Origin of the sequence: Kluyvera genomosp. 1 (assembly GCF_001266615.1) — a bacterium.
Lineage (GTDB): Bacteria > Pseudomonadota > Gammaproteobacteria > Enterobacterales > Enterobacteriaceae > Kluyvera > Kluyvera cryocrescens_A.
Map to the genome: position 1 here is coordinate 90,643 of NZ_LGHZ01000014.1, position 20,765 is coordinate 111,407.

21 protein-coding genes are annotated in these 20,765 nt (G+C 50.6%); 11 read left to right on the top strand and 10 right to left on the bottom strand.

Annotated elements, in window-relative coordinates; genetic code table 11:
* The first annotated feature begins 287 nt into the window (after positions 1 to 287).
* Positions 288 to 767: a hypothetical protein gene (locus KP80_RS09190; RefSeq protein WP_052283336.1), complete on the top strand. Its 480-nt coding sequence runs from the start codon at positions 288 to 290 to the stop codon at positions 765 to 767.
* A 111-nt stretch (positions 768 to 878) separates the two neighbouring features.
* On the opposite strand, the gene KP80_RS09195 is transcribed toward KP80_RS09190, so the two are convergent.
* On the bottom strand, positions 879 to 1,457 hold the full coding sequence (locus KP80_RS09195; protein ID WP_052283337.1) for a hypothetical protein: 579 nt from the start codon (positions 1,455 to 1,457) through the stop codon (positions 879 to 881).
* Between the two features lie 216 nt (positions 1,458 to 1,673).
* Positions 1,674 to 2,585, bottom strand: a complete 912-nt coding sequence (locus KP80_RS09200) for a LysR family transcriptional regulator (RefSeq protein WP_052283338.1) — start codon at positions 2,583 to 2,585, stop codon at positions 1,674 to 1,676.
* 147 nt (positions 2,586 to 2,732) lie between these two features.
* On the opposite strand from KP80_RS09200, the gene KP80_RS09205 reads away from it, so the two are divergent.
* Positions 2,733 to 3,482, top strand: coding sequence for an SDR family NAD(P)-dependent oxidoreductase (locus tag KP80_RS09205; protein ID WP_052283339.1), 750 nt, complete (start codon positions 2,733 to 2,735; stop codon positions 3,480 to 3,482).
* 246 nt (positions 3,483 to 3,728) lie between these two features.
* Here KP80_RS09205 and KP80_RS09210 read toward each other — a convergent pair whose 3' ends face one another.
* Entirely contained in the window at positions 3,729 to 4,028 is a 300-nt protein-coding gene (locus KP80_RS09210) for a putative quinol monooxygenase (protein ID WP_052283340.1), read from the bottom strand.
* Positions 4,029 to 4,288: 260 nt separating this feature from the next.
* Between KP80_RS09210 and KP80_RS09215 the strand changes: the two genes are divergently transcribed.
* Positions 4,289 to 4,606, top strand: coding sequence for a YebG family protein (locus tag KP80_RS09215; protein WP_052283341.1), 318 nt, complete (start codon positions 4,289 to 4,291; stop codon positions 4,604 to 4,606).
* Between the two features lie 120 nt (positions 4,607 to 4,726).
* On the opposite strand, the gene KP80_RS09220 is transcribed toward KP80_RS09215, so the two are convergent.
* Positions 4,727 to 5,941, bottom strand: a complete 1,215-nt coding sequence (locus tag KP80_RS09220) for an MFS transporter (protein ID WP_052283342.1) — start codon at positions 5,939 to 5,941, stop codon at positions 4,727 to 4,729.
* Positions 5,942 to 6,045: 104 nt separating this feature from the next.
* Here KP80_RS09220 and KP80_RS09225 point away from each other — a divergent pair, with 104 nt between their 5' ends.
* On the top strand, positions 6,046 to 6,984 hold the full coding sequence (locus tag KP80_RS09225; RefSeq protein ID WP_052283343.1) for a LysR family transcriptional regulator: 939 nt from the start codon (positions 6,046 to 6,048) through the stop codon (positions 6,982 to 6,984).
* Between the two features lie 56 nt (positions 6,985 to 7,040).
* On the opposite strand, the gene KP80_RS23320 is transcribed toward KP80_RS09225, so the two are convergent.
* Positions 7,041 to 7,727 (bottom strand): hypothetical protein, encoded by a 687-nt coding sequence (locus KP80_RS23320; RefSeq protein WP_231625917.1) that lies wholly within the window; start codon positions 7,725 to 7,727, stop codon positions 7,041 to 7,043.
* 248 nt (positions 7,728 to 7,975) lie between these two features.
* Positions 7,976 to 8,725 (bottom strand): pirin family protein, encoded by a 750-nt coding sequence (locus tag KP80_RS09235; RefSeq protein ID WP_052283345.1) that lies wholly within the window; start codon positions 8,723 to 8,725, stop codon positions 7,976 to 7,978.
* Positions 8,726 to 8,777: 52 nt separating this feature from the next.
* On the opposite strand from KP80_RS09235, the gene KP80_RS09240 reads away from it, so the two are divergent.
* Positions 8,778 to 9,719: a LysR family transcriptional regulator gene (locus KP80_RS09240; protein WP_231625918.1), complete on the top strand. Its 942-nt coding sequence runs from the start codon at positions 8,778 to 8,780 to the stop codon at positions 9,717 to 9,719.
* 158 nt (positions 9,720 to 9,877) lie between these two features.
* Positions 9,878 to 10,360 (top strand): glutathione peroxidase, encoded by a 483-nt coding sequence (locus KP80_RS09245; protein WP_052283347.1) that lies wholly within the window; start codon positions 9,878 to 9,880, stop codon positions 10,358 to 10,360.
* A gap of 65 nt (positions 10,361 to 10,425) precedes the next feature.
* Here the strand turns inward: KP80_RS09245 and KP80_RS09250 are convergent, their stop codons facing one another.
* Positions 10,426 to 11,166: a sulfite exporter TauE/SafE family protein gene (locus KP80_RS09250; RefSeq protein ID WP_052283348.1), complete on the bottom strand. Its 741-nt coding sequence runs from the start codon at positions 11,164 to 11,166 to the stop codon at positions 10,426 to 10,428.
* Between the two features lie 114 nt (positions 11,167 to 11,280).
* On the opposite strand from KP80_RS09250, the gene KP80_RS09255 reads away from it, so the two are divergent.
* Positions 11,281 to 12,171 (top strand): LysR family transcriptional regulator, encoded by an 891-nt coding sequence (locus KP80_RS09255; protein ID WP_052283349.1) that lies wholly within the window; start codon positions 11,281 to 11,283, stop codon positions 12,169 to 12,171.
* Positions 12,172 to 12,180: 9 nt separating this feature from the next.
* Here KP80_RS09255 and KP80_RS09260 read toward each other — a convergent pair whose 3' ends face one another.
* Positions 12,181 to 12,732, bottom strand: a complete 552-nt coding sequence (locus KP80_RS09260) for a nucleotidyltransferase family protein (RefSeq protein ID WP_052283350.1) — start codon at positions 12,730 to 12,732, stop codon at positions 12,181 to 12,183.
* Between the two features lie 224 nt (positions 12,733 to 12,956).
* Between KP80_RS09260 and KP80_RS09265 the strand changes: the two genes are divergently transcribed.
* Together KP80_RS09265 and KP80_RS09270 are read left to right on the top strand one after the other, a co-directional pair.
* Positions 12,957 to 13,448: a hypothetical protein gene (locus KP80_RS09265; protein WP_052283351.1), complete on the top strand. Its 492-nt coding sequence runs from the start codon at positions 12,957 to 12,959 to the stop codon at positions 13,446 to 13,448.
* Positions 13,449 to 13,450: 2 nt separating this feature from the next.
* The gene (locus tag KP80_RS09270; RefSeq protein ID WP_052283352.1) at positions 13,451 to 14,014 is read left to right on the top strand and encodes an RNA polymerase sigma factor; all 564 of its coding nucleotides are present in this window, start codon (positions 13,451 to 13,453) and stop codon (positions 14,012 to 14,014) included.
* A gap of 67 nt (positions 14,015 to 14,081) precedes the next feature.
* Here the strand turns inward: KP80_RS09270 and KP80_RS09275 are convergent, their stop codons facing one another.
* On the bottom strand, positions 14,082 to 15,137 hold the full coding sequence (locus KP80_RS09275; RefSeq protein ID WP_052283353.1) for an SDR family oxidoreductase: 1,056 nt from the start codon (positions 15,135 to 15,137) through the stop codon (positions 14,082 to 14,084).
* A gap of 97 nt (positions 15,138 to 15,234) precedes the next feature.
* Here KP80_RS09275 and KP80_RS09280 point away from each other — a divergent pair, with 97 nt between their 5' ends.
* Positions 15,235 to 16,128, top strand: coding sequence for a LysR family transcriptional regulator (locus KP80_RS09280; protein ID WP_052283354.1), 894 nt, complete (start codon positions 15,235 to 15,237; stop codon positions 16,126 to 16,128).
* Positions 16,129 to 16,222: 94 nt separating this feature from the next.
* Positions 16,223 to 16,660, top strand: a complete 438-nt coding sequence (locus KP80_RS09285; RefSeq protein ID WP_052283355.1) for a hypothetical protein — start codon at positions 16,223 to 16,225, stop codon at positions 16,658 to 16,660.
* A 165-nt stretch (positions 16,661 to 16,825) separates the two neighbouring features.
* Here KP80_RS09285 and KP80_RS09290 read toward each other — a convergent pair whose 3' ends face one another.
* Complete coding sequence (locus KP80_RS09290) at positions 16,826 to 20,083, bottom strand: autotransporter outer membrane beta-barrel domain-containing protein (RefSeq protein ID WP_052283356.1); 3,258 nt, start codon at positions 20,081 to 20,083, stop codon at positions 16,826 to 16,828.
* Positions 20,084 to 20,765 lie beyond the last annotated feature (682 nt).

A 20,765-nucleotide genomic window follows, 5' to 3' on the forward strand; every position in this document is an offset into this window, starting at 1 on the left:
ACGATTTCCGACGCTCATCACCCATCAGCTTGATTAAGGCTGACAGGTTCAGGAGCAACGTTGCGCTGAGTTGAGGTATGTTTCGCTTTTAGCTCATAGTTGACTTTCAACTCAGTCAGCAATGTCCGCCATGTGCCAGGAGCGAAATTCTGGTAGTGGTCAGTGGGAAGGTATTTCAGCAAAATGAGATGGCCTTTAAGCATGTTTTTTACGCAGCCACCCGCTATTGAATCTCGCGACGGCAAAGGTTACCAACTCACAGAATAAAGGATGAACGGGATCGGGCTATGCGTACTCATCAACTGAATAAGTCCCGCAAACTCTATCGCAGCATCAACACAACTACGCCGCACCATTCTAATAATCCAGGTGCTAAGTATCGCTGGGAGCGCAATCGTAAAAAAGTCGGAGATGAGCAACTGGCAAAACGCGAGTCAATGCATAGCAAACAGAACCGTGGCCGAGACTATTCACCATTGTTTTATTTTCTGATCAAACAGATTGGCAAACCTTGGGATGAAATATTCAGCGAAGTATGTGGACGTCTTGACACCACTGAGCCTGTATTCTGGTTGGTCGCGCTACATGAGCATCAGCGAAAGGATTTAGTCTGTATTGGGGAAAGCAGTTTTTATCCAGGTCTGTTTGTTGATGAGAATGGAGTTCTTCAACAGGTAAACACTTCAATTACGGGCAAGGACGTTGAGGTGAGTTGCCGCTGCTGCACGCATACTTATCTTGGTGAACCTGTACCGTGGATAGATTGAACAGCAATACGTCTTATTCTGCCACGGATGCTGCCGTTATCAGCGATGAGAGCGATTGCACGCTTTTGCGCCTCACTCGACACAGACGATGCCTTGCGCCTGTTTTTGTTATCAAATAGCGGACTTAACAGCCTTAAGCGTCCTTTTTCGAATCCACCCGCTACCCGCCCGAATTGCCAGCCAGTAAGCCGTCATTTTCAGCTGAGTCGCTCGATCTGGGCAGTAAATAAACGTCTCAGTTTGCAGCTCAAATTGCCCTTCTTTCACTTTTCTTACCCGATAGCGCAACAAGAGCTTCGCGCTGCCCGGCATCACTGGCGCCAGATAAGCGTCAGTATCCGGCGCGTTTTCCAGGCCGAAATCAGCCCGCCAGAATTGCCCGCGCAACCCATAGCAGAGCTCAGATGCTGACTTTTCCAGAAGCGTAAAACTGTCCAGGCCAAAGCGGGTAACCACATGTGGTTGTTTATTGCGCCGGAATTTTTGCGGAAGTTGCCGTACGGACATCAATAGCCGGATGACCGCGTCCTGCTGAATATCGAATGTCGCAATTAACGGCAGAATTTTTTCAGGCGAGTGCGTCCTGATGACTGTCTGATGTTTTTCATGGAACTGAAACTGGGGCAAGAAAACGGGTTTATCTTTCCATTGAAGAAGTGCTCTACTGGACACGAACCCAGGGTTCAACATGTTACCTCCTTGTTATCCTGCAAACCCAGCCAGAATAACAGATGCCTTACAGCAGACAAGAACCCGGGCAAGTTCCTGTGAATTTCTAGAGCGTTTAGGCCAGTAATGCCTGACACCTGCCAATCCTACATATCATCTGCATATTGCTGAAACATAATGTCCGCAGTTCTCTCAAAGCGTATGACCGCCGAGGGCGGATAGTCGTCAGCGGTATGTTTATCGGTACCCCCGCAGTGCCGCTGGGAATACCTCGATTAGCCAGTCAATAAACACTCGTAACCGGTGCGTCATGTACCTGTTCTGCGGATAAACGACATAAAAAGGATAACTCGCGGGACGCCATGCCTGTAGGATCTCAACAAGTGTGCCGTTGTTCAGTTCATCTTTCGCCGCATAGCAAAAGGTCTGGATAATTCCCATCCCTGCCACGGCCGCAGCCAAATGCGCATTACTTTCGTTAACCCCGATGTGATGCTGCATCTTCATCTCCCGCATTTCACCTTCTACGATGAAGCGAAAAGGAAAGGCTCTGCCCGTCAGCGGAGACAAATAGCTCACCAGCTTATGTCCATTTCTTAATTCATCCGGATACGCAGGTACGCCAGCGGCTTTCAAGTATCCCGGCGTGGCGCAGGTCACCATCGGGGCATCGCCAATATGACGGGCGATTAACGATGAGTCATCAAGAGAGCCACCACGGATGACACAGTCCACATTTCCGCTAATAAGATCCACCGGCCTGTCGGACACGCCTAAATCGATTTTGATTTCCGGATAGCGCTGCAAAAAATCCGGTAACGCCGGGATCAGGACTTCACGTGCGGTAGAGCCGCCGACATCAATACGCAGATACCCCTTAGGTCTGCTCTGCAAGGCGCTAAACGAAGTGTCTATCTCCTCAATATCAATGAGCACCCGAGAGGCTTTTTCATAATAGTCCTGCCCCTCTGGCGTTGCGACGACGCGCCGGGTTGTGCGATGTAAAAGACGCACACCGAGATGGGCCTCCAGTGATTTAACCAGCTTACTTAAGGTGGCATTCGGCAGATTCAGCGAATCCGCTGCCCGCGTAAAACTGCCGGTTTCCACCACCCGCGTAAACGCACGCATAGCCATTAACTGATCCACGTTCTGTTTCTCCGTATGACATCTAATTATTCACCTGTAGAAAGAGTGTTTTCCATTTTTACTCATTTATCAATAATACCTCTGTGGCTAGAGTGTGTTCACAGGCTGAATGACGGCCAATTCGAAACAACGCCGAGGAAATGAATCATGAGTAAACCACTTTCAGACAAAATTGCCCTGGTCACGGGCGGCAGCACAGGAATCGGTCTTGCCAGCGCTCAGGAACTGGCGGCGCAGGGGGCAAAAGTCTACATCACCGGGCGTCGTCAGCAGGAACTGGATGCGGCCATCGCGTTGATCGGCACGTCGGCTACGGGGATTCAGGCTGATGTCTCCCGTCTTGACGACCTGGATAAGGTTTACGCGCAGATTGCAGAAGAGTCTGGGCGTCTGGACATTTTGTTTGCTAACGCCGGTGGCGGAGATATGCTGCCGCTGGGCGCTATAACCGAAGAACATTTTGACCGGATTTTCGGGATTAATGTTCGCGGCGTCTTATTCACCGTCCAGAAAGCGCTGCCACTGCTGGGTGCCGGTTCATCCATTATCCTCACCGCCTCCACCGTTTCGGTAAAAGGGACGGCTAACTTTAGCGTGTACAGCGCCAGTAAAGCCGCAGTGAGAAACTTTGCCCGCTCATGGGCGTTGGACTTGCAGGGTCGTGGTATTCGGGTGAATGTCGTGAGTCCGGGTCCGGTCAAAACGCCTGGATTAGAGGGGCTGGTTGCCGAGGAAGAGCGTCAGGGCCTGTTTGATGCACTGGCGGCACAGGTTCCGTTGGGCCGGATTGGTGAGCCTGCAGAAGTTGGCAAAGCCGTTGCATTTCTGGCTTCTGATGCCGCCAGTTTTATCAATGCCACAGAACTGTTTGTTGACGGCGGTATGGCGCAGATTTAAAGCTGATATCACCCCGTAAAATCCCCGAGGCGACGGGTTTTCAATGGACGGCTGGCGTCATGCAATTTTAACTTCACAGTGTGACAGCGAAAATATGGCTCCAGCCATCCCTGATGGGTTTTATCATCTCGCAAAACATAGCGACCGTTTGCAAATCACTTCACCCTCGTCAACAAAATTTGCGCATAACTCCCCTTCTTATGACGAGTGTTGGTCATAACGGCTGCTGTGTGCCAATATCAGACCTTATCTCTCAGGGTCCACCAGACCATCCATGAGTATATACTGCGCGGCTTTACGCGCGTATTGATCAATCAAAGGAACAAGCCGAGTGAAATGCTCGCTGGCGCAATGTGCATCGAGTGCCGCCCGGTCAGGCCATTCTTCAATGAAAATAAAATGCCCCGGATCCTTTTCATCTCGATACAAATCATAAGCAATACACAGAGGTTCTCGTTTCGTTGCCGCGATGAGCTCGCGGTATAAAGGGAGAACGGTGTCGACGCATTCAGGTTTGATAAAATCTTCGGCAATGACCTTTAGCATGCGAACTCCTTCATTAAAAATGGCTAGGGTTTTGATGGATAATGACAGCCTGAAGGGCTATTTCAAACAGAAGGTCCGCTCCTCGCTCACAGCGGACCTTTAGCTCTGTGAGTTTGCCTGCGCAGTATCAGGCGCAGACAGCTGCTGTGTTAATGGCAATCGACGGCTTGCCCTTTCGCTATAAATATCTACACATAATCCCTGCCACACAGATTCGGAATCTGATACACTGGATATAATTACAGTTAAAGGGGCACATAATGGCTGTTGAAACAAAATTTGTTGTTGTCAGAAAAGGTGAAGAGAAAATGACATTTGCCAGTAAGAAAGAGGCTGACGCTTACGACAGACTGCTCGATATGGCAGAGGCGTTTACCGACTTGCTGTTGCAAAGCGGGAAGCCGCTGGATGAAACTCTGGCCGAAGATCTGGGTCTGTATTTTGCCGAGCAGAAAGTTGCCGTGCAGCATATTCTGCGTACCAGCAAGCTTCCAGAACTCAATAGCCCAACGGAAGACGATATGTCAGATTCAGAGACGTCTGCCAGTAAAAAAATCAGCGCCGTTAAAGCGGCCTAAATACCCGCACGCAGCGTCTCCCATGCAGAAGCCGTGAGTAGGAAACTGCTCGCGGCTTTTTTGCATCCAGAGATCCGCAATGGTTCGATAATCCCGAAGTAAAAGTTCGTTTATCTCCCCCTACCTTTCAACGGCTTTTTTCATGTCTGATGAGTGGATACGTTTAGCCAATTTCTTTTGCAGAATAATCACCAGAATGGGGAATCCTGCCGCGGAAATTGCGCAAACCACCAGCAACACATTCATATTTTCCGGCTCTATGCTGTGATCGGGTAAGAGAAATGCGGAGAGGAAAAATGCAGCGGTGGTCATCAAATACATTATTGATGTTTGCAATGACGAGAATCCCGCTCTTTGAACGTTCTCAGGGAACTGAATAGAAACCGTTGCAGATGACACCAGACGACTGTATGACGCACCAAGAAATACGGTAATAAATAACGCCGCCTGCTGATAGCCCAGCATGGGTATGAGTAAACTCAGTATAAATACAAAAGTTGAGGCGCTCGCCAGAACCCAAGCAGAATAACGAGTCGTGAATACCCCTGTTATTTTGGTAGATAAATAGCCGGTAACGCCGCCGCAAAAGAAAAGCCAGGGTAGCAGGTCTTGTGAAGCGCCTAATTGTTGGGTCATCAAGGGGACCAGAATCGGGATGACCAGCATGGGACTAAACTGTACCAGCGCATTACTGGAGGCAAACAGGAAGGTATCTGCATCGAGAGACGGTGCGTGGAGCGTGACAACAGAAACCGGATCCTGGGGAATAATAGAAATTATCAGCGGCAACGATAATAAACACAGGATACTGATTAACCACAAAGCGGCATGCCAGCCATACTGAGTACACACTACTAATATCGCCGGCATGCCGAAAATACTGACCAGCGAAAATGACGCAATCACCGTCGCCAGCATTTTTCCACGCAAATTAGCGGGGGCGAGATTGATCAATATTCCGATCCCAACGCCCATTGTCGTGCCGCCCACCAATCCGGCACAGAACCGGAGCGTAAGCAGAAGACCAAAACTGGACGTGAATGTCGTCAACAGCGTCAGGAGTCCTAACAGCGCCATATTGATAAATAAAAAGCGTTTTTGATTACAGCGCCTCATCCAGTAAAACGCGATAACACCGGAAATAACCGCACCCGAAGTGTACATACCGGAGACATAACCTGAATAGGATACGGGAACAGCGAAGTCGGCCGCCATAAAAGTAAATACTGGGTTGAACAGCATATATTCCAACGCATGAGTAAACTGGATAAATGCCATCACCATGGCTATCCGCATCAGGGCTTTAGGATCAAACATCGGTATAACCGGCGACATTGCAAGCCACTCCAGAAATGAAAGATGTCCAAGTTTAACTACTATCAATGACGCACATTAGATGGTAAAAATGGCACTTATTATTATCATCTATGGGATAATCGATGCGTCCAGCTCTTGATTTTAATACCCTGAAAGTCTTCATTGCGGTGGTAGAAGGTGAAAGTTTTGTCGGCGCAGCAAAAAACCTTGAAATGCCGACATCCAATGTAAGCCGCTGTATTGCTCAGTTAGAAGAAAAGCTGAATCTTAAGCTCATTGAGCGCAGCACCCGACATATGAAGCTCACTCAAGCGGGGCACCTGCTCTACACCCGTGCGAAGCCCTTACTCGAGGCGCTCGAGCAAACCGAAACCGAATTAACGTTGCGGCAAATGCAGCTCAAGGGCCCGTTACGCCTCAGTATTCCGAATGAAATCGGCCCCGCTTTACTGGGATCTGTGGTGGCTGAGTTTGCCTGTCAGTATCCGGATCTGGAGATCAGCTGCGTCACGAATTTGTCCGGTTTTGAATCTCTACGCGAGGATCTGGACTTAGCGGTCATGATTACTCGTGGTCAGATGGATGACAGTGATTACATCGCCCGTCATCTCATGACGATCCCCTGCACTATTGTTGCCGCCCCTTCCATCATTGAGCGTTATGGAACCCCTTCTCATACTCAGCAATTTACAGAACTACCTTGTATTACCACGGTAAGTGCGCTGAAAGGTGCGCCCTGGCAGTTCGTCAATAAAAAAGGGGGATTCGAGACCATTAAGGTCAAAAGCCATTATCGGGTCAACAGCGGAGAGATGGCGGGACGCGCTGCGCTCGCTGGCGTCGGGTTTGCCATTTTATCAAAACAAGCCTGCCTGCCTTTTATCAACGATGGACGGTTAATCGAGATTGAATGTGAACTGCCGGCGGCACCGCTACAATTGTTCGCTATTTTTGCAGACAGGCGTTACCTGCCGGCCAAAACCAGGGCATTTATTGATTTCATGCGGCTGAAACTGAGCACGACATCTTTAGCCGCACAAGACGAACCCGAAGAGCATTAACGCCCCCGTTCTCAGGAGGAATCACTCCCCCTGAGATACCGCCGTTTGTCTTCTACTTATGGGCGCATCAGCGGCTCAATCCCAATCCATTTCCGCGTAGGTTGATAACAAAGCTTCAGTGCGGGCACCGCGACTTTCACCCCATTAACGTCAAGATTACCTAAGTGAATGGACCATTTCTCATTGGCGTAGGCGTTATAAATTTTAAAGACCACATACGCTGAACCGTAGTCATCGTTATTGGTAATGCGCGGGACATTGCGATGAACCTCATCGCTGTTGATGTCATAAGGCGATGGTCTCGCGTATTTTTCATTTTCTTCGGGGAAATCATACGGGAAGGATGTGGTACCCAGATAAACCTCTGGGCGCGCGTTCTGTCGGTGCCCATCGCCCAGGTCGATATAGGCCTGGCGCGTGTCGATAATAATCGGTACCGCTGGCTGCCCCTTACTCCCTGGGCGGGAAGGCCGCTGACGGCCTTTGTTATAAGCAATCAGCTGCACATAAAATTCTGGCCTGGCCTCGGGCCCCTGAACATAAGGAAGAGTGAAACTGCTTCGTTTCTCAGGCATATATCGGCCAGGAATAGCGTGGTCGTAGAGATAAGTTTCCAGCACGATCTCTCGCTTACCGCCTGGTGTATTAACCGTAAAATTATGCACGCTTTCGCAAAGATCAAGATAACCCGGCCTTTCCCTCGGATAGGGAAGACATCCTCCCAAAAGCGTAACGCCAAGCACGACAACGCAGCCCCATCCAGGATGTCTCGATACTGACATAGCAAAATCCCTCTAGCAAAAATACCGAAGGATAGCTTAGGTGAGTATTGCTCTGGCGTTAACCTACCAAGATTGACGCTTTGGAGGGGAAGTTAAGTGGCCGAATGAGCCAGATAATGCGGCATTGGTTGATGTAAAAGGCACTGGCTGTCTAACCCCAAACGCCCCGCCTTTGCCGGTGGAGCGTTAGTCTTGCTGCCTCGAATCGCTTAATTCGCGTCTGCCCACTCGCCCATTTCAATAATGATAATGTGCGCGTGCTGCTCTTTCGCTTTAAAAGTCAGCGTCATTGGCCCGACGACTTCAAGTGAATCACGTTCATCCAGCGTTACAATCCCTTCGACATTCACGCTATCTTCAATACTGTTGATATACGCCTGGCGGCCAGCTTTAAGCTCATAGGTCACCTCAGCCGCGCTGTCGGTCAGTTCACTGACAAACATATTCACGTCCTGATTCAGATGCAGCGGCGCATCATCGTCGTTTTGCAAACTCCCTACGATATGCAGCAGCTTATTCTCACGGTCTTCGTCGGTGAATTTATGGTTTTCATAACGCACCTCCAATCCTTGTTTTGGCGGCAGGATCCAGATTTGCAGGAAACGACACCAATCATCATGGTTGTTCAGCTCCGAGTGCCACACGCCGTTGCCTGCGGTGACCGTTTGCACATGCCCACGGCTCAACACATCTTCCACCTGTGTCGCGCTATCCCAGTGGGTCAGATTGCCCTTCACAAGATAACTGACAATTTCCATATCCTTATGTGGATGTTTATCAAAGCCGCTGTGCGGTTTCACATCATCATCGTTGACGACCCGCAGCACGCCATAATGCATATTGTCGGGGTCGTAATAGTTGGCGAATGAGAAATGAAAATAGGTGTTCGCTGGATGATATTCACTGGCTGGCAGATAATGCAGCAGCTCCGCGCCTTTTTTACGATAATGACTAGCCATAATAGATGATCCTCGGTGTATGTCTGATGCATGTATGATAGGCACGAGGTTCATGCAGATAAATCAGGGCTCAGGTAAGACACTATTACGCAAAATGAAAGAATACGATCTCATCTCACTCCGTAGCTTTGTCGCCGTGGTAGAAAACGGCAGCTTTTATAATGCTGCCGTACAGCTTGATGCCAGCAGTGCAGCCATCAGTCGCCGGGTGTCCGCGCTGGAAACGGCACTGGGCGTGAAGCTCATTAACCGCACTACCCGCCAGCTTGACTTGACGCCCAGTGGGCAACAATTCTATCAGGACGTGTTAGGGATTTTAGGCGCGCTTGAGCAGGCGGAAGAAAGGCTTAACTGCGCTCAGGAAACCTACAGCGGTATCATTCGCCTGGGTGCACCATTGAGTTTTGGCACCCAAAAACTGGCGCCGTTGCTGCCCGCGTTTTTGAAGAAGTATCCGCAGATTACCGTGACCTTGCAGTTAGAAGATCGGGTCAGCGATTTGCTCAATGAAGGCATCGACCTGTCGCTGCGCATCGGGAATTTGCAGGATTCATCGTTAGTCAGCTCCTCCATCGCCATGATGCCGCGGCTGTATTGCGCTTCGCCGGATTACCTCAAAACGCATGGCAAGCCAGAATCACCGGAAGAATTAAAGCACCACCACTGTTTGCATTACTCGCTGCTCTCTACCCGCGATGAGTGGGAGTTTGCCAGCGGTGGCCAGGAACTGGATGTCCGGGTGCCATTGGCCGCCAACAATGGCGATGTGCTGCGGGAAGCGGCTATCCAGGGCATGGGGATTGCGATGTTACCATGGTATATCGTCGAAGAGGCGCTGCGCGGCGGCGCGTTAGTTCCGGTACTTGAGCGCTATGCGCCCCCTCCTCTGCCGCTGTCGATCGTCCGGCCATCTCGCCAGTTCACCCCGGTAAGGGTGACGGTGTTGATGCAGTACTTACGTGAAGCACTGGCAGATGTTGGGGAGAAAAAATAAGCCGCCCAGTGCTTTTTTTGGCGGCTATTACGGCCGAGCGTAAGGCTGATATTGTGGCTCACCGCGATGAGGCTATGCTTGTAGAGCGACCTCGCGATTGATTAAGACATCACAGGCTGTGCGGCGCAGCAAACTGAATCTGCTTTAAGGACGCTACCATGACCCCTTTTCACCAACTCACTGCCACCAGCCTGCGGGGCGAGCCTGTTTCAATGGCCGACTATGCGGGTAAGCTGGTTTTGGTGGTAAATACCGCCAGTCATTGCGGTTTCACGCCGCAGTATGCGGGCCTTGAAGCCCTCTACAAAAAGTACGCCAGCCAAGGGCTGGTGATCCTGGGATTCCCCTGCAACCAGTTTGGCAAGCAGGAACCCGGCGGCGCCGATGACATCGCGCAGACCTGCCACGTCAACTACGGTGTGAGCTTCCCAATGTTTGAGAAAATTGAGGTCAACGGTGCCGCTACGCATCCGGTATTTCGTTATCTGAAAGACCAACTGCCGGGCGTGCTGGGCGGTCGAATCAAGTGGAATTTCACCAAGTTCCTGATCGGCCGCGACGGCAAGCCACTTAAGCGTTTTGCCCCTTTCACCACTCCGGAAAAAATGGAGCCCTTCCTCGCGTCAGCGCTGACAGGCTGATTTTTTATCGCGCCGGGAGAAGAATGGCCTCTGACCCGGCGAGCTCTGAGCACATCCCCAGGCAGTTACATCAATGGGCGAGACAACAACTCCGCCCCCAACACCATCAGAAACAGCAAAAAGTAGCGCCGGAACTGTTTCGCCCCAATGCGCCCCCTCACCTTTTGCCCAATCCACATGCCCAGCAGCGCCGGGATAGTCGACAGCAGTGACAGTGAAAACTGCGGGATTTGCAGGGCATCGTGTTGGTATAACCCGATGGCCATCGCCACTGTCGACACGGTAAATGACAGGCCCAGCGCCTGAACCAGCTCTTCTTTCGTCAGCGGTAGTGATTGCAAAAAAGGTACAGCGGGCATAACAAAGACGCCGGTGGCCCCGGTGATCACGCCGGTAACCGCGCCGGTTAACGCAGACAGCCATTTTTCCTGGGCGACAGGCACGACCAACACCGGTGCAATTAACGCATAGAGAGCATAAATCACTAACGCAGCGCCCAGCCCAAATGCGGACCAGGCCGGGTCGATAGCGATCAGCAGCGACGATCCTGCCACCGTCCCCACCACAATCAATACCATCATCAGCCACAGACGCCGGGTGATACGGTACACCGATGGGCCCGAAAAAAGCTGCAGCACGTTCGTGACAAACGATGGCGTCACCAGCAGCGCGGCGGCAACCGGCAGCGGCATCATCGTTCCCAACAGCCCCATGGAAACCGTCGGCAAGCCCATCCCGGTCACCCCTTTCACAAATCCTGCGAGCAAAAAAATCGCCAACAGAGAGAGATACAGCGTTTCGTCCATCGTTTTTTCCCAGTCTTTACAGTTTCACGTATTCAACCAGGCCAGACAGCGGTGGACAATCTGGTATCCACGCGGCATGCTTCGGCTATTCCGAAGGCAATCTGGATGCGCATAATGAGATTGGATATTGCTGACATGAGGCTATTCGTGTCTATCGCCGATGCCGGCAGCATAACCGCTGGCGCAAAACGGGCCCATCTGGCGCTGGCCTCGGCCAGTGAACGGTTGAAAAATATCGAACGCGATGCCGGCGTGAGCCTGCTGGTGCGTCATCCGCGCGGTATTAGCATGACTGAAGCCGGCGAGCTTTATGTGCATCACGCCCGGCAAATTTTGTCCCAGCGAGAACGGATGAAAACGGAATTAAGCGCATTTGCCTGCGGCTCCCGGGGGAAAATTAAGCTTTACGCCAACACGGCGGCAAATGCTGAATATCTGCCGCGCAGGCTAAGCTCGTGGCTCGCAGAACACCCCGATATCGCCATCGAACTGGAAGAGCGCACCAGCGTGGATATCGTCAATATTCTCGTTTCAGGTATCGGTGAAGCGGGAATCGTTTCCGATGCGGTTGACGCGGTAGATCTCACGTTGATCCCGGTGGCCGATGACCGTTTGGTGCTGATTACCCCTCTCCAGCATCCGCTTGCTGAAGCCGGAGCGTTGTCGTTTTCCGACGTTGTCACCGAGCCTTTTGTTGGGCTCTACTCCGGCAATGCGCTGCAAGATCACATTAGCCAGCATGCCGCCGATCTTGGCCACCGCCTGAACTACCGCATCCGTATGAGCGGTTTTGAAGGATTTTGTGAAATGGTGAGTAACGGCATTGGCGTGGGCATTCTGCCAGCGTCCATCGCAGACCGCTTCCAGCACAAATTTGCGTTTCGCCAGCAGGCTTTAACCGAGGCTTGGGCGAAACGAAAGATCTGTCTTTGCTATAAACATTGGGCGTCACTCAGCCCGGCAATGAGGACATTGCTGACGTTCTTACAGAAAATTGAGTCATGAGTTTGCGAGTTAAACCAGGGTCAACATCCAGTAGCGTTCTTGCCAGCGCTTTTCGACTACGCGTTGGTTGAAAATCGTCAACGTGTCGCCCTTAAATGACGGAGTGGGTTTTAGACGTAGCTCAAACAGGTCGTCTAGCCCGTAAGGGGCGATAACATCAATAGTTTTGTCTTCGCCTAACCTGACGGCAACAGCCGTCGCTGTCTCAGGCCAATACCGCAGAGCATCCTCCGTTGAACGATATGGGGCATGACCATTGCGATGATGCATTCGGGCTTGATTCTTCACCGACCAATCGAGTGACGGGAGCAGTTGGCAAAGCCTCTTTTCCCGTTCTTTATCGTGAGTCGCATCGTGTAATTTTGCATCAAACCACACCACATCGACATCACCAAAGACCGCGCCTGGCACCATGCCGTGTAAGCGATCCCATACCGCATCGCGTACGAACCCGGCACCAATCCAACCGTCGTTGAGTTTCATCGCGCGAACGGCATTAAGCGCGCTCATCCGCAAAGGATCCTCGAACAATATTCGCTGTAAACTGGCCCGATAATTCATGATATTCCCTTTTCGCGGCATTAAAAAACCCTCAAAACCACTTCACTTCCCGTTGTTAATCTTATCACCCGATATACTTTGCGCTATCCCTCGCACGCAACGGCTCAGAGGCAAAATAGTGGATGACATTAAAAAAATGCATTTTTCTGGCAATATTTTTACACCTCATTCGTCTACCTCATCAGAAACCCATTTTTCAGTGTTCTGTTTGAGGAGTAAAAATCATGAGAGATTTCGATATGCATAGACAAGGTTGGGGACGTGGCCGCGGATTTGGCGGTCATCATATGGCGAAGCCGGTACTGATTGGCGTCGCCCTGTTTGCCCTACTGGGTCTGCTGGTCATGTCCCTGTGGAATGCCCTGCTGCCGGAGCTTATCGGTGTTAATAGCATCGGTTTCTGGCAATCGCTGGGGCTGTTAGTGCTGTGTCGTATTTTGTTTGGTGGTCTGGGTATGCGCCCCGGCATGTTTGGCCGCTCCCGCCGACGCATGCATGAACGCTGGATGCAGATGACGCCAGAACAGCGCGAACAATTTATGCAGCATCGTCGTGGCGGCGGCTGTCATCACGAGCATCACGGGCACGGTTTCGGCCATCATCGCGACGGACATTGTTCACGCCCTGAACAACGCGAAAGCCAGCCGGAACAAACCGCTGCGCAACCGCAGTCTGAAGAGTCAAACGGTGACAAACCGGCAGGCACCGAGCGATAGGTATGAGCGCTGAAAAAGCGAAAGAATCCCCGATCCTTTCAGCGCTGGCTGCCTGCCGGACCAAACTGTCGGCCTTTATTCGCGGGCGCACAGCGGTACGCGCTGATGCGGACGACATCCTGCAGGAAGTCACCTATCAGTTAATGAAAGTCGAACAGCCGGTGGAAAACGTCGCCGCCTGGCTGTTCCGCGCGGCGCGCAATGAGATAACCGACAGGTCGCGGAAAAAGCGCGAACTTCCGCTGTCGTCTTACTATGCCGATGGCGAAGACGATGACAGGTTTCTCGAAGATGAGCTGGCGGAAACCTTATTTGGCGTGCCGCAGTCACCGGAAGACGAATATCTCAGCGAGCTGGTGTGGCAAGAGCTGAATAAGGCACTCGCCGAATTACCGGCTCCCCAGCGCGAGGCATTCGAAAAAACGGAGCTGGAAGGCTATAGCATGAAAGCACTGGCCGAAGAAACCGGGGTGAGTGTTCAAGCGCTTTTGTCACGCAAGCACAAGGCCGTATTGTATCTGCGGACGCGTCTCCAGGTTCTCTATGATGACATCGTGGAGGAGTGATCCAGCGTTTTTCTTTAACCCTATCCGACCGTTATTTTGCGGCCGGATAGGTATTCTTCCCAGCAGGTTAAGGGATAATTCGCGCAGCCCTTAACTGCGCAAAAATCGTAAAGAACATCTCATCGGTCGCCTGCATACGCGAAAAGCCCGCACGCCGCAGCTTACTGCCATCGCCAAACATGTCGTAATGCCAGCCAAACACAAAATCAGCAAACTGACCGTCACTTAAGCGCAAAAGATCCGCTTCGACTAGCCCGTTGCCCGCCAGTTCACGCCATATCGCCTGGCTATCCAGAAAGAGTTGATGAAGTGACAATCTGACCGGTGGTGCGCAGTCAAGCTCGAACCAGCGTGCAATGCGTGGCCACAGTTCGCTCCAGCGCCAAATGTCGCCATTGTTCACGTTGAAGGCCTCGTTTTGTGCCGTCGGTGCGGTTGCCGCCCACAGCGTGGCATCGGCCAACAATCCCGCGTCGGTATAATCCACAATGCTATGCCAGGTCTGATCGGAGCCGGGAAAGCGCAGCGGCAGCCCCTGCGCCCGGCACAACGACGCATACAGCGCAATACTTAGAACCAGATTCATGGTATTGCCGGGCACCGCACTCCCCACCACACCGGGCCTTATTGCATTCCAGTACCATGTTTTACCGCGCTGGAACTGGCTGAGCCACGCAAGCTGAGCGGCGTTGAATTCCGCACCGAGTACGCCGGGGTCGCTCTCGCGGGCGGGCGTTTTAAACGGCCCGAGATGTGCGCCATACACTTTATACCCCTGCATTAAACTGACCGCCTGCAGCGGTGCCATTTTTTCAATTTGGCTAACCAAATTACGGAGCATGGTGACGTTGGGCGCCACCATATCCCCCCAGTTCTCAGCATTTACCCAGGCGCTGTAAAAGAGATGAGTGACATCGCTTAATGGCTGTAGCATCTGCGCACTGTGTTCAACATCGAGTAAATCGACGGACACGAGGGGAATACCCGCGGGATGCGTTGCATTCTGGCGGCTCAGGCCGATGACCTTCCAGTGATTATTCAGCAGCGTGTTGACCATCTCCCGACCGACAATACCGCTGGCACCGGCAACTAACGCGACCTTTTGTGGCTGTTTTAGATTCATGACTCGACTCCAGTAAGGGGAACAGAGTCAGTGTGATTGATTTTTTTCTTCGCAAATATCCCACTACACTGATGGTATTTATCAGAAGAATCATTAAATGAATAATAAGCTCAATGCGATCGCGACTTTCTTACGCGTTGCCGAGGCGGGCTCCTTCTCTGCCGCCGCGCGCCAAAGCGGGATGAAACAATCCGCCGTCAGCCAGCAGGTTGCCGCCCTTGAAGATGAGTTAGGCGTGGTTTTGCTGCATCGCACAACACGGGTGATGGCGCTAACCGAACACGGGGAAAGCTACCGACGGGATATGACGCTGTTGCTGGATGCAATGCGGGAAGCTGAACAGCGATTGCACCCCGTCGAACCGCACTGGCAAGGCAAAGTCCACCTCCAACTGCCCAGCGGGCTCGGCCAGCTTTTTCTGCCGCATCTATTGGCTCTGCAGCAAATGCATTCCGGATTGCAGCTCACGCTCTCGCTGGATGACCGTATCGCCGATCTGGTCAGCGAAGGCGTCGATGTGGCGCTGCGTTTAAGCAGCGCCCCTCCGCAAACGCACGCTATACGCATGCTGGCATGCATTGAAACAGCGCTGTTTGCCGCGCCCCACTTTGCCCTCCAATCGGTCAACGAATTGGCCGCGCTTCCACACGTTAGATTTAGCGGGATCGCCCCCGAATCACCACTGCGCTTAGTTTCTGACGCTGAGAATATTGATGTGAAGGTGCATACCGTTTTTCGCGCCAATACCAGCGACGCGCTGCTTCAAGCCCTCGAAGCTGGTATCGGTATCGGCGGCATGCAGCGCCCGCTGGCCCGGAAAGCATTGCAATCGGGCAGGCTGATTCCAGTATTACCCGCCTATCGGCTACCGGATCGTTTTCTCTACGCCGTCTATCCCGATGCGCGTTTTATTCCGCAGAGGGTCCGGGGTATTGTCAGCGTCATTGAGAGTTTGCTGCCTGAGATAGTCGGGACGCCACAAACAGAGTGACATTTTTCATTCTCACTTATTACGGATCAATTTTAAGTGAGTCCCATATACTATAATTATGAGTCGTGTATTTAATCTGCGCTCAGGTATAACCATGAAGTTTAAATTATTAACATTCCTTCTTTTCGTGTCATTTCAAAATATTGCAGCGGACTTTACCTGCTCTGAGTCTTCAGCATTTCCTTTTATGAAGAGAACGTATAATTCAGATACCGTTTATCACGTCAAAATGAACCCAAAAAACGATGTCCTCACGCTTCAGATTACCTTTAATAGCCAAGTTTTTGATTTCGAAACCAAGACATTATCTCCAGTTACTCGCAGCACGGGCGAAAAGTTTTATGCAAAACATCTGGATGGTAAAAAATGGGTTGAGTTAAATCCAACAATTACGACTGACTCAAAAGGTGAAGTATTCAAATCTGACCCCATGTATTTTTATTACGATGACGTAAGAGGCATTTTTAACACCTTTGTCATGGATGGCAACGGGGGATTAAAACTGGATCAACAATGCATGGAAGTCGAATAGCAGCAGAGTATTAACGAGTAATGATCACCTTTTATAACTAAAGTTGCCCACAATCGATACTTTCGGAAACCTGAGGTGTGGAAAAGCCGGAAAACACAAAATGTGAATCCGGCTAAGAGGAATAACAAGATCCAGCCCTATCATCACAGAGCTAAACTCATGCCATCAAAAGTGGTAACGCAGTCCTAACTGCCCCGATTTGTGGCTGTAGTTGTTTTCTCCTACCTGACCCGAAATCTGGCCGTAAATATGGAAGTCTTTGCGCACTTCAGCCTGCAGTCCCAGCTTGGCTTCGAAACGGTTCTTAGGCATGTCGCTTGAGAACGTTGCCCCATTGAAATCCATGCTATTGCCCGCATTGTTCCACAGCCAGTTAACGGTCAGAAACGGCTGAAATTTCGCCTTATCGTTGGGGGCAGTCGGCTGTAAATAGGTGCGTAATCCCAGGCGAGTCGATACGCCGTTGGCGTCCTCGTTCCCGATTTCCATACCGTTTTTATCACTGATGCTGTCGGCACTATAGTGCGCATAGCTTACCTGCCCCTGCGGTTCTAGCATCCAGCGCCACTGCTCAAACGATTTAAGCATGCTGGCGTGACCCGACTCCAGCGACACGACCCAGGATCGACTGTCGTAATCTTTCGCACTGTCCGCCGTGTTCTTAAACCAGTTGTACATTCCCCACAGATCGGCATACCAGCCTTCCAGCTGCTCAGCGTTGTTGTACCAGGTTAGATAAGCACCCGCGCCATAACCATCGACTTTACTGCGCGAAGTTGAACCGGTTTTTTTACTCTTACTCACCGTATCTGCGCGCCCGTAGGCGCCCATGACCCCAAGGTGATAACGGTCACCATTGTCATCATCCCAACGCGTCAGATCTCCCCCCAAATGGAGAACGCGGGAATTGATATTCTGGCTGAGCATCCGTCCAGCGGCATCCATTTTGCTATTGCTGGCGACACCGCGCAGCCACATTCCAGGGTGCTCACGCTCGTCACCCTTATAGCGTTGAATATACTGAGGTTCACCCAAACGGTCGTGCAGCGAATGCATAAACAACCCGGTCGCCATCGTCTGGTTGGACAAATAGCTCCCCAAATCCGGGTTAATTTGCTGACTGTTAGTACGTAGGTAGAAACTCTGGTTAGTGGGGTCCGAAAGCGCTCCTTGTTCTAGCGTATATTCATAAACCCCAGCTCGCACCGTTCCGCCCGCGAGTGTAAAAGCATCCCGGCTGGCATCACCTAGCACATTCACGATCTGAATCCCGTCCTGCTTGGTAATGGTGCCTTTCCCACCAACGTTGTTAATCACAATAGTGGTTGTGCCGCTGCCTTTGCTGGCGTTATCCACCACCAGTACATCGCTTTGCGACGCTTTGCCACCCTCGTTCATCACGGTATCGAGGATCAGCTTTCCTCCATCAGAAATAAACTTACCCCCACCAGAGGTGATGCTGCCACCATCATGAACAGACTGCCCATCCATGCTGTTATTGTTCGTAATAGCCAGAACATCACCCGCCAGTTGGTTGAGCGCCAGATTGAGCGTGCCTGCATTATTAAACTGGTTTACGCCCAGCATTTGTCCCTGATTGATGCCATACGTCGTGATTCTTTTGCTTCCCTGAGAGATGAACAGCCCAGCCGCATCGACATCGCTCTCGCCGCTAACCTCGGCCAGTTGTATAAGGGCACCCGTAGCGTTGTTGATGACGTTCTCACCTTCGCCAAAGTGCATCATCGCCACCTGTTTGGTGTCGCGAATCTGGTCTCCGTTGCGGTCAGCAAAGCTGCGTAAATTCAACGTATCGTAGTTATTCAGGCTAATATTTCCGCCATCCGTTCGCAAATAGCCGGTGATATCGCCGTAGTTGTTGAGGGTTATCTCATGGCCCGCTGCATTATCAGCGACAAAAGCCAGATCGCTCATTGCCCCCAGCAAGCCGGCGTTTTCCAGCATGAAATCAGAAGATGCCACATCCCGCGTGACAGCCCCGACATATTTCGCCCCAAAGCCATCGACATCTGCGCTACCGCCGGTAACTGTGGCGCCTTTGCCAATAACAATAGATCCTTCACTGTTACCCGACATTTGCAAACCGCCCACGCCCTTTGAAGCATCAATGTGGCTTCCAGCACCAAGCACAATTTGTTGGCTGCCACCGCCGTTCGTGGCGATACCAATGCTATTGCCCGTTGCTTTCAACAGACCTTTAGCATGGTTTACTGCTGCCAGTCCCCCGGCATTGCTGGCATAAATTCCATATCTCGGTTCGACACTATTTTCTGAGCCGACATGAATATCCCCGGTATTCACGACCCAGGTTTCGCGATGAGCGCCTGATGCGGTAATAGCGCTGCCGTCGGTCGTGGAAATCGTACCGGAGTTAAATATTCTAATGCCCATATCTTCTTCAGATGAGTTCGCCCCATTATAAGCAGCATTTGCCACAATACCTTCAGAATTAGCACCAGCAACGTTTATTGCCCCGGAGTTATAAATATTCATTCCTCCCTTACCAAAACTAAAGGCAAATATGCCATAGGAGTCTTCCCCGGTAACATCAATGGTTGCATTTTTAAGGTTGGCAATATTTACAACACCTAAACCCGGAGCGCCAGGGTTAGTATGGGAGTGAACTCCTTTGCTTTTATCGCCATTGTTATTGATTTTCCCCGCGTTGATAATCAAGGCACTGTCGCGAGAAACACTTTTGATACCATCCATGCCCACACCGTGCGTGGTAATGGTCGTCCCTTCCTCTGCTATCATCTGCGTGGATCCATTTCCCGCAAATGCAAACGCACCACTATTCATCGCTTCCGTTTGGCCGGTGCCGGTCATGTTTATTTTAATATCAGAACCGGCAAGGAGTTCTACGTGCGAATGACCTTCTTCGCCATAGTTTTCGGCATAGATCCCGGATCCATTAACATTATTACTGCCATTTATTACTTCCAATTCAATTCTTGAATTGCTCTTAATTTCCACCGTTGCATTATCACTGTCTGTACGGGAATACAGTCCCATCCACTGATTCCCTTTGTTTGCTAAAGGCGTGATAATGCCTTTAACTGACGAGTTATAGAAGCCAAGCGACAGATTTCCATATTTTTGTTGGCCTGGGGCACCAAGAACTGAGCCGTTACCTCCGCCAAGGCTAACCGCAGCTTCGATTAACAACCCCCTGAAGCCAGTACCTTGTTGAAAGTTAACGATATCATAATCATGAATTTCCATTTTATTATAACCATTGAGGCCGCTATATTCACGAATAACATCTCCGTATACGACCCCAGATTCACCGATTATTGTTCTTGTATCATCAATACGTTCGACGCCAGCCAAAGTCGCACTGGAAAACAAAGCTGCTGCGATTGCAAGTGATAACGTACTCCGATAAAAAAACCGTTCCATAGTCATTTCCTTTTATTTATATCCATCACACAACCTACGTCCATCATCAGACGTGACTCTGACAACTACGCCATTATTACGATACGTTCAGAACGGTTATTTCCATATACCCTCCCAACGAATTAATAGATGAACCTCCGCTCGAGGAATAATGTCACCCACAACATTCATCAATTTAAACATTGGATAAATAAAGGAATATTTCCAATAGATTGCGTAATTCACTTTCTTATTATTGATAGGCTTTGGCTATAATCAGTAATTTGCATTATATTTCACCCTACAAAAACACCTGCCGAGACATTATTATAATTAATGATTCAAGATGTATAACAGAGATAGCATCGCTGCACTCATCAAAAACCATCAAAGATGACGACAGCAGAACTTAATAATTAGCAGGATTGCAATATTTAACGTGGATATAAAACAGACACCAGACATTAGTTAAGCAAATAAAAATAACAGTAAAGAAATAATAAAATAATATTAGGAATGGCCTGAGCGCAGAGTTCAGAATAAAAAGATGAGCTATACTCATTTTCCGCTACGACATGATTTATCCGTCGTATTGATACAATACTAACTGATGCGTTTATTATGAATCATCAACATCTAAAATAAGCACAATCGAATACTGAATAAAAACGCACTCATCCGCCCAACCATCAGGCGGAGATTG

Bases quoted from the DNA above. Each gene is read 5' to 3' on its own strand.
- KP80_RS09285 (WP_052283355.1), top strand. From the start codon at position 16,223: ATGAAGTTTAAATTATTAACATTCCTTCTTTTCGTGTCATTTCAAAAT.
- KP80_RS09245 (WP_052283347.1), top strand. From the start codon at position 9,878: ATGACCCCTTTTCACCAACTCACTGCCACCAGCCTGCGGGGCGAGCCT.
- KP80_RS09275 (WP_052283353.1), bottom strand. From the start codon at position 15,137: ATGAATCTAAAACAGCCACAAAAGGTCGCGTTAGTTGCCGGTGCCAGC.
- KP80_RS09270 (WP_052283352.1), top strand. From the start codon at position 13,451: ATGAGCGCTGAAAAAGCGAAAGAATCCCCGATCCTTTCAGCGCTGGCT.
- KP80_RS09240 (WP_231625918.1), top strand. From the start codon at position 8,778: ATGCAGATAAATCAGGGCTCAGGTAAGACACTATTACGCAAAATGAAA.
- KP80_RS09190 (WP_052283336.1), top strand. From the start codon at position 288: ATGCGTACTCATCAACTGAATAAGTCCCGCAAACTCTATCGCAGCATC.
- KP80_RS09290 (WP_052283356.1), bottom strand. From the start codon at position 20,083: ATGGAACGGTTTTTTTATCGGAGTACGTTATCACTTGCAATCGCAGCA.
- KP80_RS09220 (WP_052283342.1), bottom strand. From the start codon at position 5,941: ATGTCGCCGGTTATACCGATGTTTGATCCTAAAGCCCTGATGCGGATA.
- KP80_RS09215 (WP_052283341.1), top strand. From the start codon at position 4,289: ATGGCTGTTGAAACAAAATTTGTTGTTGTCAGAAAAGGTGAAGAGAAA.
- KP80_RS09205 (WP_052283339.1), top strand. From the start codon at position 2,733: ATGAGTAAACCACTTTCAGACAAAATTGCCCTGGTCACGGGCGGCAGC.
- KP80_RS09260 (WP_052283350.1), bottom strand. From the start codon at position 12,732: ATGAATTATCGGGCCAGTTTACAGCGAATATTGTTCGAGGATCCTTTG.
- KP80_RS09235 (WP_052283345.1), bottom strand. From the start codon at position 8,725: ATGGCTAGTCATTATCGTAAAAAAGGCGCGGAGCTGCTGCATTATCTG.
- KP80_RS09250 (WP_052283348.1), bottom strand. From the start codon at position 11,166: ATGGACGAAACGCTGTATCTCTCTCTGTTGGCGATTTTTTTGCTCGCA.
- KP80_RS09265 (WP_052283351.1), top strand. From the start codon at position 12,957: ATGAGAGATTTCGATATGCATAGACAAGGTTGGGGACGTGGCCGCGGA.
- KP80_RS09280 (WP_052283354.1), top strand. From the start codon at position 15,235: ATGAATAATAAGCTCAATGCGATCGCGACTTTCTTACGCGTTGCCGAG.
- KP80_RS09255 (WP_052283349.1), top strand. From the start codon at position 11,281: ATGAGATTGGATATTGCTGACATGAGGCTATTCGTGTCTATCGCCGAT.
- KP80_RS09195 (WP_052283337.1), bottom strand. From the start codon at position 1,457: ATGTTGAACCCTGGGTTCGTGTCCAGTAGAGCACTTCTTCAATGGAAA.
- KP80_RS09210 (WP_052283340.1), bottom strand. From the start codon at position 4,028: ATGCTAAAGGTCATTGCCGAAGATTTTATCAAACCTGAATGCGTCGAC.
- KP80_RS09225 (WP_052283343.1), top strand. From the start codon at position 6,046: ATGCGTCCAGCTCTTGATTTTAATACCCTGAAAGTCTTCATTGCGGTG.